13 protein-coding genes are annotated in these 13,197 nt (G+C 41.4%); 4 read left to right on the top strand and 9 right to left on the bottom strand.

Features of this window, described 5'->3' with window-relative positions; genetic code table 11:
- Window positions 1–45: 45 nt before the first annotated feature.
- Complete coding sequence (locus tag Q0993_RS11715) at window positions 46–474, top strand: helix-turn-helix domain-containing protein (protein WP_299533198.1); 429 nt, start codon at window positions 46–48, stop codon at window positions 472–474.
- 136 nt (window positions 475–610) lie between these two features.
- On the top strand, window positions 611–952 hold the full coding sequence (locus Q0993_RS11710; protein ID WP_299533197.1) for a helix-turn-helix domain-containing protein: 342 nt from the start codon (window positions 611–613) through the stop codon (window positions 950–952).
- A gap of 242 nt (window positions 953–1,194) precedes the next feature.
- Here Q0993_RS11710 and Q0993_RS11705 read toward each other — a convergent pair whose 3' ends face one another.
- The 7 genes from Q0993_RS11705 to Q0993_RS11675 form a co-directional block, all read right to left on the bottom strand.
- The gene (locus Q0993_RS11705) at window positions 1,195–1,779 is read right to left on the bottom strand and encodes a HupE/UreJ family protein (RefSeq protein WP_299533196.1); all 585 of its coding nucleotides are present in this window, start codon (window positions 1,777–1,779) and stop codon (window positions 1,195–1,197) included.
- A 1-nt stretch (window position 1,780) separates the two neighbouring features.
- Window positions 1,781–2,290, bottom strand: coding sequence for a DUF6702 family protein (locus tag Q0993_RS11700; RefSeq protein WP_299533195.1), 510 nt, complete (start codon window positions 2,288–2,290; stop codon window positions 1,781–1,783).
- A gap of 11 nt (window positions 2,291–2,301) precedes the next feature.
- Entirely contained in the window at window positions 2,302–3,579 is a 1,278-nt protein-coding gene (locus Q0993_RS11695) for a dipeptidase (RefSeq protein ID WP_299533194.1), read from the bottom strand.
- Window positions 3,580–3,681: 102 nt separating this feature from the next.
- Entirely contained in the window at window positions 3,682–4,848 is a 1,167-nt protein-coding gene (argE, locus tag Q0993_RS11690; protein ID WP_299533193.1) for an acetylornithine deacetylase, read from the bottom strand.
- Between the two features lies 1 nt (window position 4,849).
- The gene (locus Q0993_RS11685) at window positions 4,850–6,253 is read right to left on the bottom strand and encodes a TIGR00366 family protein (protein ID WP_299533192.1); all 1,404 of its coding nucleotides are present in this window, start codon (window positions 6,251–6,253) and stop codon (window positions 4,850–4,852) included.
- Window positions 6,254–6,477: 224 nt separating this feature from the next.
- Window positions 6,478–7,191 (bottom strand): hypothetical protein, encoded by a 714-nt coding sequence (locus Q0993_RS11680; protein WP_299533191.1) that lies wholly within the window; start codon window positions 7,189–7,191, stop codon window positions 6,478–6,480.
- A 97-nt stretch (window positions 7,192–7,288) separates the two neighbouring features.
- Complete coding sequence (locus Q0993_RS11675; protein WP_299533189.1) at window positions 7,289–7,882, bottom strand: DinB family protein; 594 nt, start codon at window positions 7,880–7,882, stop codon at window positions 7,289–7,291.
- A 511-nt stretch (window positions 7,883–8,393) separates the two neighbouring features.
- Here Q0993_RS11675 and Q0993_RS11670 point away from each other — a divergent pair.
- On the top strand, window positions 8,394–10,280 hold the full coding sequence (locus Q0993_RS11670; RefSeq protein ID WP_299533187.1) for a metallophosphoesterase: 1,887 nt from the start codon (window positions 8,394–8,396) through the stop codon (window positions 10,278–10,280).
- A 101-nt stretch (window positions 10,281–10,381) separates the two neighbouring features.
- Here Q0993_RS11670 and dcd read toward each other — a convergent pair whose 3' ends face one another.
- The gene (dcd, locus tag Q0993_RS11665) at window positions 10,382–10,900 is read right to left on the bottom strand and encodes a dCTP deaminase (protein ID WP_299533185.1); all 519 of its coding nucleotides are present in this window, start codon (window positions 10,898–10,900) and stop codon (window positions 10,382–10,384) included.
- Window positions 10,901–11,175: 275 nt separating this feature from the next.
- The gene (locus Q0993_RS11660; RefSeq protein WP_299533183.1) at window positions 11,176–11,556 is read right to left on the bottom strand and encodes a Fur family transcriptional regulator; all 381 of its coding nucleotides are present in this window, start codon (window positions 11,554–11,556) and stop codon (window positions 11,176–11,178) included.
- 211 nt (window positions 11,557–11,767) lie between these two features.
- Here Q0993_RS11660 and Q0993_RS11655 point away from each other — a divergent pair, with 211 nt between their 5' ends.
- Window positions 11,768–12,991 (top strand): GTP-binding protein, encoded by a 1,224-nt coding sequence (locus Q0993_RS11655; protein ID WP_299533180.1) that lies wholly within the window; start codon window positions 11,768–11,770, stop codon window positions 12,989–12,991.
- The last annotated feature ends 206 nt before the right edge of the window (window positions 12,992–13,197 follow it).

Genomic DNA, 13,197 nt, shown 5'->3' with positions numbered 1-13,197 from the left:
AGTTATTTTAAGCTTAATCGTTGTATGCAAGAGAAAAAATCAAATATGGAACCGACCTTCCGTTGTAGTTGCGCCATAACATCGGCCATAGATATTTTAGGAGATAAATGGGCTTTGGTCATTGTTAAGCAGATGCTCTTTGAAGATGCGGAAACATTTAAGGATTTTACGGAAAGTAAAGAAGGGATAGCAACAAATATCCTTTCGGCAAAACTCAAATTCTTGGAAGGATTGGCAATTATCTCAAAATCCCAGAAACCGGATAATAGGAAGACAAATTACTACCATCTTACAGCAAAAGGAATAGCGTTGACCCCGGTAATCATTGAACTGGCACTATGGAGTCACGAAAACATAAGAACCCTAAACCCTACCATTGGGGATTATGAAGAGTTAGAACAGATTAAGAAAAATAAGGAGAAATATTGTAGAGAGCTAATCGAGAATTACACTAAAAAACTGGCTACAACCTAATGTATGGACCATGGCACCATGGACATAGATTGTTGTCAAGGATCCTAATCCCAAGCGACTTTTTTGAAATGAAGAGGTTTTAAGATTGATAAGCTACTTCTTTTTTCGTACGTTCGCTACAAAATATGTAGTAATTATGAAAATACCAACTCCTGGCAAACCCGTAAGGGGTTCTAAAACTGGGCAGCCCATTATGGCCTTGTTGGATTTACTGGGCCGTAATTGGGCCATGGGCATAATCTGGCATCTTTACCAGGGCCCAAGTACATTTAGAAGACTTCAGGAGTATTGCGAATACATTTCACCAACTACTTTGAACAAGCGTCTAAAGGAACTTCGAGAATCCTATCTGATAGAAAGAACATTGGATGGATATACCCTTACCCCACATGGCAAAGAGCTATATGAGCTGCTAGCACCTCTAGGCGGCTGGGCTCGGCACACTTGGGCCAAAAACTTTATGGATAGGGATAATTGAAATATTTTTTCTCTTGGTATTCTTTTGACGTTTCTTGCGAGCGTAGTGTTTTACGAGGTCCTAAAGCATAATATTGTTCAGTAGTTGCCTTTCTCAAGGGTAATGTTCCGATATATGGATCATATCCGAAACCCATAGATTTATTTTGGGGCAACCTTATGGCACTGTTTGGTTTTTAACAAGGAAAATCCACAAATGAATGCTTAATCAGCATTGCCATGTTTTTTATCATAAAAAAGTGTTTACCAAAATTTATTGTCCAACATGGATATTAAAGACATTCCTGCAGCGGCCCCTGAAATAAAGACATTCCAATCACGATGTTTTACTCCAATGACATTGAGAAAGAGAAAGGCGACACCTACAATAAAAAATACAACCAATAGCTGCCCAAGTTCAATTCCCAGATTGAAGCCCAATAAGGGTACCACAATGTCGGAAGGGTCCATTATCAGTGCTCTGAAATAGTTGGAAAAATCCATGCCATGCACGAACCCAAAGAATAAGGCCATACTATAGTTTCGACCCATTCTTGAGGACTTTTCAGTAAAATTTGTACCAATTACATTGTAGAGGGCGGTAACGAATATGGTGGCCGGAATAAGAAATTTGATGATATTGGAAGGTATTGTAATAATTTCCAAGGATACAAGGGCCAGGGTAACGCTATGACCTATGGTAAAAGCGGTTACCAAAATGAGAATGTTTTTCCATTGCTGGATTCTGTAGACAGCACAGAGCACTACAAGGAAGAGGATATGATCATAGCCGGCCAGGTTTGAAATATGTTCAAAACCCAGCTTTAAGTAAAATTCAAAAGGATGCATATCAGAATTTCAGTTGGTGGACGGATGTTTTTTTATTGAGCATCAAACTTTTGGATTTTCCGTTGACATGGACGTAGACGATATTATTTTGATCAAAGAACAAATCCGTAAAAACGGCATTTTTAATTTCCAAGGATGTTAAAGGCAGTGGTTGTTGATGCTCAAAGTAAACCCACAAGGCCGTGTTCTCTCCCTCACCGCTTAATCTTTTACTTTTTATTTTCAGGTCTACCTTTTTTCTGTTCGCCTTAACATAGAAAAACCGATTTACATAGTCCATTAGCATTTTATTCGCTTGAGCCGATTCATTGGGTTGACAAAAGGCAAGTTCCTTGCTGTAGGGATCAAAGACGATAGCTTCGTTGACATCCGTTAAGAACAGTTTTAGGTTGATACTTAAAATTTGTTTATTGGAAGTATACTCTATCTCACATAAGGACAACCTTAAAGGATGGTCCACAATTGATGTGGACAGTCCCAGGGTGAATACCACACATAGCCATTTCAACACTGCCTTAAAATTTAGGACTTTTCTTCGGACTGTATCCGTTTAGCAACCGCTTGGACTTCTTTGAAGACACGAATTAAATTTCCTCCCCAGATTTTTCGAATCTCTTCTTCGGTGTATCCACGTCTTACCAATTCAATGGTAATGTTCATTACTTCACTTACATCAAAAACCCCTTCGATTCCTCCGCCTCCGTCGAAATCACAACCAATTCCGACATGATCGATCCCGGCCACCTTAACGATGTGATCAATGTGATCGGCCACATGTTTTACTGTTGCCGGCGGGTCAGGGTACCGCTCATTGAGTTCCTGGGTGGATCGTCGCATTGCGTTTCGTTCTTCCAAGGTCATGTCTTCTATAGGTTTCATATTGCCACGGAGTGTTGCTAAGGCCGAGTCCAATTTTTTGTTCGGCGGGGCTTCCCGCAGATAATTGGCCAACATAGTAAGTTGTACCACGCCTCCATTTTTCGCCATTAGCCCCAACATCTCATCGGTCATATTACGTTGGTGATCGGTTATGGACCGGGCGTTGGAGTGGCTGGCAATAATCGGTGCCTTGGACATGGAAATTGCATCGTAAAATACGCTATCGTTACCATGGGAAACATCTACCATAATACCTAGGCGATTCATCTCCTGGACTACCGCGCTTCCAAAAGCACTGATACCACCATGCTCTGGGCCATTGGGATCAGTGGCCGAATCTGCCAGATCATTGTTTGCTGAATGGACCAATGTGATATAGCGCACACCCCTATCAAAATAAAGTTCAACATTGGAAAGATCCTCCCCGATCGGATAACCATTTTCGATACCGATATAGATGGCACGCTTACCGGCCTTTTCCATAGTGTAGGCATCTTCAGGGTTAAGGGCCAGGCCAACGATGTTTGAATTTTTTTGGGTAGAAGCCACGATTGAATCTATCATTTGAAGACATAAGTCTTTAGCTCGGGTGTTGCCGTCGTCATCTCGGATATCCTGTGAAACGAAGGCGGCAAAAAAGATAGCGTCCAAATCGCCCTCGATCATCCGTGGATAATCAACCTTTGAACCTGTTTCCCTCGGATCATGTCTTTCCGCCATGTCAAAACCTGGCTCGATCATACGTAAAGGGGTATCCGAGTGGGTATCTAAGGTGAGCACACGCTTATGAATTTCAAGCGCTTTTTGTGTCAATTTCATTTCCTCCATTTTTGGGTCCGTCGAAGCGGATTTTTCCTTACAGCCACTTATTAGGAGTATCAAAAGGAAAAGAATAGGATAGCTTTGCGAAGTCTTAAACATGTATTCCGGCTTAAATGGTTGAATTTGGTTAAATGTACAATATTAAATGAATCAAGGGAAGCGTTGGCTAGTGCCTCTGGAGGACTTTAAATTACCGCATACTTAACTAAACTGGTCGGAAGATAATTCTTGAATAAGTTTTCCCAACATTTCCATCCCCTTTTCCAGTTGTTCATGGGCGATAAATTCATCAGCTCTATGCGCTTGTACAATTGAACCCGGCCCACAAATTGCGGTATGAAAGCCTTCATTGGCAAACTGACCGGCTTCAGCGGCATAGGCCACGGTATTCAATTTTGAATTCCCGGTTATTCTTTTGATCAGATCTACTACATCATTGTCGTCTTTGGTATCCAAATGGGGTACGGGGGGATGATTTTCAATGGTTTTTATTGAAAAATCGGAAAAGATATTCCGTAATTTCTCTTCCCGTTCGGCACAATAGGCCTCAAATTCATGGACAATGGCTACGATATCGTCCATAGGAATGGTTCGTAAATCCCAATAAAAATGAGCTTTATCGGCAATTACATTTGGCGCGATTCCTCCTTCGACCCTGCCAATATGAATAGTTGAGTAGGGTGGATGAAAACGTTCATCCAATCGTTGGTCGGCGATCAATCGATTCATTTTATTTTCAAGCCAAAGGATTAACCGCATTGATTCGTGAATGGCACTTACCTCTTGTTTTATGCGGCTGCTATGCCCTGCAGAGCCATTGACGTAGGTCTCGAGGATGTAAATGCCCTTTTGTCCAACAATGGGTTCCATTAAGGAGGGTTCTCCGATAATGGCATATTTTGGGGTTTCCTCATAATGTGTCTTGATTGCTCTAGCCAATTCAGGTCCGGCCAAGCAGCCTATCTCCTCGTCATATGAAAAAGCAAAATATATCGGCTTTTTTAAGCTAGCCTTAACCATTTGCGGCAACACGGCCAAACAGCAGGCCACAAATCCTTTCATATCGCAAGCCCCCCTGGCATAAAGTTTTCCGTCACCTTTATCCGTGAGCTCAAAGGGATCGGTAGTCCATTCCTGACCTTCAACGGGTACTACATCCGTGTGCCCGGAAAGAATAACGCCGCCATCGATACTAGGTCCAATTCTACAATGCAATGAAGCCTTATCCCCTTTTTCATTGGGCAACAAATTTACATCAACACCATAAGATTCTAGGTATTCCTTTATCCAATGAATGATGCTTAAATTGCTCTCACCTCCCAGTACAGGAAAGGAAACGAGTTTTCCAAGAATGTTTGTAACGGTCATATTAGCTATAATGTATTGCGACGGCAAAAATCAAGGCCAAAAAGGCAACAAAGAGTACGCTGATTAAAACGGGAAATATAAAGCGAATCCATCGATCAATAGGGACACGACACATACTGAGCATAGCAATAAGCCCACCTAAGGTAGGGTTTACAAGGTTGGATAGTCCATCACCTATCTGAAATGCCAGAATGGTAATTTGCCTGGTAAGACCAAGGGATTCACCTAGCGGAAGCATAACAGGTAAGGTGGCCAATGCCTGTCCACTTCCCGATGGGATAAAAAAGTTGATGATGCCCTGGGAAATCGACATACAAATGGCGGAGGCGTACAGGGGTAAATCCTGTAACCAGATGGAGAGTTGATGAGAAATCGTATCCCCAATGTTTCCCATTTCCATAAGAACCTTAATGGATGTTGCAAAGCCTACCATAAAGGCCCCGGGTGCAGCCAAAGCAACTGCCTTTAATGTGGTTTCGCTCATGTTTGTAGCACTCATTTTAGAGACTAAGCCACAAAGAAGTGCAATGACCAAGAATACCGCCGAAAGCTCATTAATGTACCAATTCAAGTTGAAGACCCCATATACAATGGCCACAAGACCAGCAATAAATAAGGAAATGACCATCCAATTGTTTCCGCTCATTCGATATTCTTGAAGTGGTCTTGACAAGGTCAATTCGCTTATGTCAAGACCTCTACCTAAACTCTTTTCCGGATTTAAAGAAATCTTTTTGAAGTACTTCACATTATACAAAGCCATAATACACAATCCCATAAAACAGAGCACACTGCGAAGTAAGGCTCCTGAAAACAAAGGCAACTCGGCAATTTTGTGGCCGGTACCTACAGTGTAAGGATTAATTGGTGATAACCCAAAACCTATGGTCATGGCTCCGACCGAAATACCCGTAGCCAAAATTAAATCGCCCCCCAATGCCAGACTTAACACTGCCGCTATGGGAACCATGGCAATATTGTTTTCATAACCTACGGCAATACCAAGTAAACCATATATAAATGTCATTATAACAATAATATGGTGCTTGTGTCCAAGGCCTAAATTTTTCACAAGTGTACCAACGGCATTCTCAATGGCCTTTGATTTCTCCATAAAACCAAACATAATGCCCCCTGCAAAGACAACAAAAATAATTTCTACTGCGGTCTTAAAGCCTAAAGGTATGGCCTTGAACATATCCAAGAATCCGATGGGGGTGGGAGAAATGGTCTTGTATGAATTGGGAACCACCGTACTTCGGCCATCGATTAAAACCCGCTCGTAGGTCCCGGCGGGTATCACATAGGTCAATAGGGTCACAAGAACGATTATGCCAAACAAGAGGGTTACTGCATGTGGTATACGATTAAAAAAAGATCGGTCTTTAGAATTTGATGTACTCATTTATCTCTGGGGGACATCCATGAATTTTCCCGTTAGCGAATCAATTTATTTGGAATTTAACTTATTCGGTTCAATTTAAACCAAAATAGTCCCTACCAATCAAATCTGGGCATATAACATTGAATACCTGTCAAATTATTTTGGTATTTGTCGCCTATCAAAGGCCAGCCCTATTGTCCCACATACAAAATGAACCGCATAACACAGAAATTCATTGATCCATATCAGAGGCTTTTGACATCAATGACTTCAAAGTTTTTGGCATCAAAGTAATCATCCAAACCGTAGTCCGTGTTGATGATGATGCCACCCAACAGCGTCACTTTATCCACATGGAACTCACCCTTGCATGATTTTATATGATCATGAATCTTTTTATCGATAATGTCATACGTTGCTTCCGTAATTCCTTTCTCGAGGTTTTCGCTGCCCAATATTTGCTCCCTATAGGGCAATAGGCTTTCCTCGAGCTTCATTTGTTGATAGTCATCTTCGTTCAATACCGGTTTATAGCTCCCGTCCTGTAATCGGCTTAAAGCCAACATTAAGGCACCACAGGAGTTTCCGGTCTGCTCTTGGCGTGGTCTGTACATCTTGCCCAAATCCCCTTCCAACGTAATCCCTATATGGGGCCCATAAAAGATAAATGCACTACCTTCATCCGGAATATGATGGGCGAAGGCCGTCATACCGGTTTGTCCTGCGAAAGGCAGCCCTCCCAATCCTCCCATAATAAATGGACCGAACAATACATTGAAGAAGGTTGTGGAAGGAACATTGATATCGTCGGAACACACAGAGGTGGCCATCAATACTTTAGAGATGTCGATTTTGTGTTCAATTTGCATTTTTCCAAGGTAATGAATGGAGGTATCCTTGGCATCCATGGCGTTCGGAAAGTGGGACTTTACTATTTCATCGAATTTTCTTTGAAGCATAATTAAAGTGTTTAAATATTTATTTTAAGGTTATCAATCTAACAAAATCTATATCCCCTTCCAAAATTCCGTGGAACGCAACCAACCGGTCTGTTCATTACCATCCATAGAATCCTTTGGGGATTATACCCTTTAGGCGTAGGTATACCACACATTGTCCCCGATGATGGATAATGTGATTTTCCATGGCATAATATAAGCGCCAGATGGGTATTGTATCACCGGCAAAATTGCAATCGGAGAGCAGCTTTTGGTCGGAAAGCACCTCAATGGATTGCCGTACAAAAGCGTACATTTTTTTAAGCTCTTTAGTAAGATGGTCTTTGGTCATCTGTACGGGAAGCTTTATGTTTTCATAGGGGTTTTTGAGGCCAGCTCGTCCAGCCAGCTGTCCACAGGTATAGACAATACAGTGCCGCCATTGTTCTGCAAAAGTCATTGCTTCATCGGCATACTTAAAAGTGAAAAAATCGGATGGCATCTGACTGACATTGGTCATCGTCATGATTTCGGATCGGAGCCAGGCGGTCTTCAGCTCTTCTCGGAGCACTGCAATGGCTTTTTGTTCTTCCAGTGATTCGGTATCCCCCAAAGGAGTAGAGGATTTTGCTTTTTTGCTGTCTATTTGACAGCCCAAGACCGAAAGAAGGCCTAAACCAAAAATATTCTTAAGAAAGCCAGTACGGTTCATATTAAATTTAAGTAAAATCCAAATTTTATTCCAATAGATAAGCCCCTTTAGAAGGCATCGCTAGGATAGCCTTTCTTCCATTTTTAAATCAAGTTTGGGCATAAAGCTAAAAATGCATCAAATTCTGACTTGATGCGTTTTGCGTAAAAATAACATTATAGAAATGTGTTCATACCACGCCCTTTATAAAAATATACGAAATTGCCAATAAATGCAATCAAGGAGTCTTAATTTTAAAAGTACCAAAAGAAAGGTGGGGAAGATAGAATTTTTCAGTCCAGGTAAAATTTTTTGGGACTTCGATGAACCCGTCCTCTATATCCGAGGGTTGGCATTGTAAAGTGTGCTTGTTTTTTTGGCTTTTAGTGGACCGTCCCTCTTTGTGTTTTGGGGATTCCGTATAGGCCTTGCTTCTAACATTAACACTATAATAATATTTACTATTTGTAAATTTTATTTACTAATAGTAAATTTATTTTCAGATATATTACTTGTTAAAGCCTATTGACCAATGAAAAAAGAACTAGCCATACTCCTTGTTTTAGGGGTTTTGTTTCCCAAACTAAGTGCCCAAGAGTTCAAGGTGAAGCCATATCTTCAATATGCGACCAAGACCAGCATGCGAATTCTATTTGAAACCGAAGAGCCCACAAGGGCCGTTGTTCGTTATGGAAATGCATTGGCCAACGCAAAAGTTCCCAATTTGTCATTGAGTGTTTCGGACAAAGGCCATAAAACCATGCATGAAATAGAACTTATTGGTTTGGACACTGAAGCCAACTATTTCTGGAGCGTCGACATTACATCGGAAAATGGAAATACCCTATCGAGCCCGGTGTCGACCTTTAAGACCAATGTAAAGGAAAACACCGCTTTTTCCTTCGCTTTGGTCGGCGACTCCCAAAGAAACCAAAGAAAAGTAAAAGATACGATCGTGTGGAGGCGAATTTCGGAAAGGGTATGGAACAGCAGACCAAATTTTGTGGTCCATGTTGGGGATTTGGTCGACAATGGACTGAGGGTTACCGATTGGACCGAACAATTCTTACCCGATGGTCATCAGTTAATGAGTCGCATTCCTATGTATACGGCCCTGGGAAATCACGAAAACGATTCAGAATATTATTACCAGTACATGGCTAACCCGAAGCCGGAATATTATTATTCCTTTACTTATGGCAATGCCGAGTTTTTTGTAATCGATACTAATCGCGATGTTACCGAAAATTCAGAACAGTACAATTGGCTGGAACAGGCCTTGGCAAAATCGACCGCCACTTGGAAAATCACAATGCATCATCATCCGCCCTATAGTTCGGAGGAGAACGATAATGGGGATACCTATGTTGGATTATCCACTTACGGTGTTACGGCTATCCGAGACCTAGTTCCCTTATACGAGTTATACGGGGTAGATTTTTGTTTGTACGGCCATGTACATATGTATGAGCGAACTTGGCCTATTAAGGATAACATGGTCGATCAGGAGAACGGTGTGGTTTACATCAACTCAGGAGGGGCCGGAGGTCCAATTGAAGGGTTTGCTCCCACACGGAATTGGTTCAGTTTGGAGCAGCGTCCGGTCTATCACTATTGTACGTTTACCATTTTCAACAAAACGGTCATCTTTAAGGCCATTGATATCGAAGGACGTTTGTTCGATACCTTTCAGCTGACCAAAGAAGACAATACCGTTGTGGTACAACCACCTGCCCCGATTGTAAAAGCTGCGGAAAACGAGTTTTTTGAACAGACTTCGTTTTCGTTGGAAGGGGGGTTTGAAAACCTCGAAATCTTTTATACGCTTGATGGAAGTAGGCCTACAACCGAATCGACCCGGTACACCAAGCCCGTACGTATTTATAAAACCACTGTTTTAAAGGCCATTGCCGTTGATAAAAACGGAAACACAAGTAGGGTATTGACCAAAAACATTGTACATGTACCAATATCAAAGGCACTGAAAACCGGTAAATTAAAGCAGGGCATCTCCTATAAATATTATGAGGGCGAGTGGAAAAAATTGCCCGATTTTGAGAGCCTTTCTGTCTTGGCGAAGGGGAAAGTGAAAGGTTTTGACATTAAGGGGCTCAATAAACGGGAAGATTCTTGGGGCGTGGTGTTTAGCGGATATTATTACGCGGAGCAGAGCAGGGTATATCACTTTTTTACCCGTTCGGATGATGGTTCTAAATTGTTGATCAATGATATTCTTGTGGTGGATAATGATGGTGATCACTCAATGCGATTAGTAAATGGCGGCATTTATCTTAAAAAGGGATATCACAGGATTGAAGTGCGTTATTTTGACAATCATCATGGGCATAACTTGGAAACGGGGTTGCTCGAAAACGGTGAGAAGCATGCGTTTCCTACAACAAGTTTGTTTTATGACTAAGTCATTCCTTAGACTTGGTAGAAAACCTTAGGAATAGTTCACTGGCATACGGGTACCAAAGTATGGTTTTCTTTGGCGTTTCATACGACAGATCGTACTTGTTATTTGAAATCCTGATAAAGTTTGCTAGGCTGTATGCCCGTATTGTCTTGATATTTTCCGTTACTGTAGGTCGTGTAATTACCATCTATATGATGGTAATAAATTTGGCAAATCTGCACATTAGGATAAATAATAAGCGGTTGCACCACGAATATTTCCAAGGTCCAGTACCCCGTAAAACCTACATCACCAAAGCCTGCCGTTACATGTACGAACATACCTAGCCTACCAATACTGCTTCTGCCCTCTAGCATAGGCACTAGCTTATCGGAACGGGTATGCTCCAGTGTACGGCCTAGATAGAGCTTGCCAGGGTTTAAACGTAGTCCGGTAGGCGGGATGGTAAGCTTGGATACCTTGTTCTCCAGTTTCATATCCAACACGGGAGCATCATATACCAACAGTTCCTCATGAAGCTGTAGGTTATAACTATTAGGGTTAAGTTGTGCGGGATCATAAGGCTCAATACTGATATCCTTACCCATTCGGGCCGCTATTTCCAAACCACTTAATATCATTATCTTTTTTTTAAGTATTAAAAAACCCCAATCTTTTCCTTTTCAATGTCTCTTATTGAAGGAATAATCTTCCCGCATTTTTCCCGGAAGAAAATGCCCAATTCACCCAAACCATATGACACTCTGCCTTTCTTATGGTCTATATGGCGACTTTTTCAATGCAGATATAATAAAACACCAGGAACACAAGTCTCATAATGCACCATTCTTAGATCTTCAGAACACACGGAACTTTTTAAGGAACTGCACTATCCATGTATTGATTGCTGTCAATACTAGGAAATACAATCTTCACAGCTACCTATCAACAAGAGCGAAACGGATTCAATCTTATGGTTGGGAACGGTCGGAATCGAAACTTCCATGGGCAGGCACACGGTTTTTCCACAATCCCTACATTGAAAATGAGGATGGGCGTCCAAATGGTGTGAAGGTGAACATCCCTTGCACTTGGCATACCATTTCAACCCATCCCTGCCTATAAAGGAATGAAGCGTACCATCATCTTCCAATCGATCAAGAATTCGGTACACCGTGGTCTTGTTCATTTCCAATTGGAGCTTGTCCACAAGTTCAACCACGGACAGGGCCTGATCGGTCTGCTCAATCAGGTGAAGTAAGGCATCTACCGATTTTGTCTTTCTGATTATTCCCATCACGCAAATTTATTGTAATACGGTTGCATTTACAAGCAAATCATTTAATTTTGCAACTCGGTTGCATTAAGTGGGCAAGAAACAAACCCTTACCTCTACATTGGAGAATATATATGGAGGAGGCTCTAAAATCGTGAAAATCGAAATGTAATTTTCAAGGTAGTCAGAATAAACGACATTTACAGGCCATACTAAATTGGTTTAAAAGAACATGCTAGTAAAAAACAAACTTCCTGTAACCGTATTAAGCGGGTTTCTTGGCGCTGGGAAAACGACCTTGCTCAACCATGTACTCCATAATAAGGAAGGTCTAAGGGTAGCTGTTATTGTTAATGATATGAGTGAGGTGAACGTGGATGCCCAATTGGTAAAAAACGAAAATACACTCTCCCGGACCGAGGAAAAACTGGTGGAAATGAGCAATGGATGTATCTGTTGTACCCTTCGTGAAGACTTGATGATTGAAGTAGAGCGTTTGGCCCAAGAAAACAGATTCGACTACCTTCTTATTGAAAGTACTGGCATTAGCGAGCCTATACCGGTAGCCCAGACCTTTTCCTTTGTTGACGAAGAAAGTGGTATTGACCTATCCCGTTTTAGCTACGTGGATACCATGGTAACGGTAGTGGATGCCTTCAACTTTTTCAAGGATTTTGGAAGTCCGGAAACTTTAATTGATAGGAACCTCACGGATATTGAAGGAGACTTTAGAACCATTGTAGATTTATTGACCGACCAAATCGAATTTGCCAATGTGATTCTTTTGAATAAGACCGATTTGGTTAGTGAGGAACATTTGGGTATTCTAAAAGCGATCCTTCATAAGCTGAACCCTTCCGCTAAAATTATTGAATCTACCTTTAGCAAGGTAGACCCCAAGGAAATAATCAATACAGGTCTTTTCGATTTTGAGGAAGCGGAACAAAGCGCTGGTTGGATAGACGAACTGGATAAGGAAGAACATACCCCGGAAACCGAGGAATATGGGATCGGTTCCTTTGTGTACAGAAGCAAAAAACCATTTGATCCAGAACGTTTTTGGAACTATGTTAATCATAAATTCCCAAAGACGATTATACGGAGCAAAGGTTTGTTTTGGATTGCTTCCCGTCCTGAACAAGCTTTGATATGGAATCAGGCAGGAGGTTCGCTACAGCCAGATAGCGCCGGAGTATGGTGGAGTAGCATGCCTTTTCAAAAACGCACACAGTATTTGGCGTTCATAGAAAACCAAAGGGAAATTGAATTGGGATGGGACAAGATATTTGGAGACCGAAAGAATGAGATTGTCTTTATTGGTCAGAATATGGACGAAGCAAATATTACTGCTGAACTAAATGCTTGTCTCCTAAGGGAGAAGGAACTGTCTACTGGGAGATGGGAAAATGGCTATGATGATCAATGGCCCTTACAAAGGGCATATGCACTGGAATAAAAAAGCTTCCTATAACCTATTCGCCTTGATACTATTTGAAGATTATTTACAATTAGGTAACCTTATTTAAAGTTAATCTTAATAAAATTGCGGCCAGAACAGGAGTTACGCCTATGAAGAACACATGTTACCTAATCTTGTTGGTTACTCCAATGCTTTCAGCCCAAGGTCATGTGAATGTTAAATTTATTTCAACAACAAAAATG

This window comes from Ulvibacterium sp. (genome assembly GCF_028285715.1).
Lineage (GTDB): Bacteria > Bacteroidota > Bacteroidia > Flavobacteriales > Flavobacteriaceae > Ulvibacterium.
The sequence above is the reverse complement of the archived record's forward strand: the minus strand, read 5'-3'. Positions and strand labels throughout refer to the sequence as shown.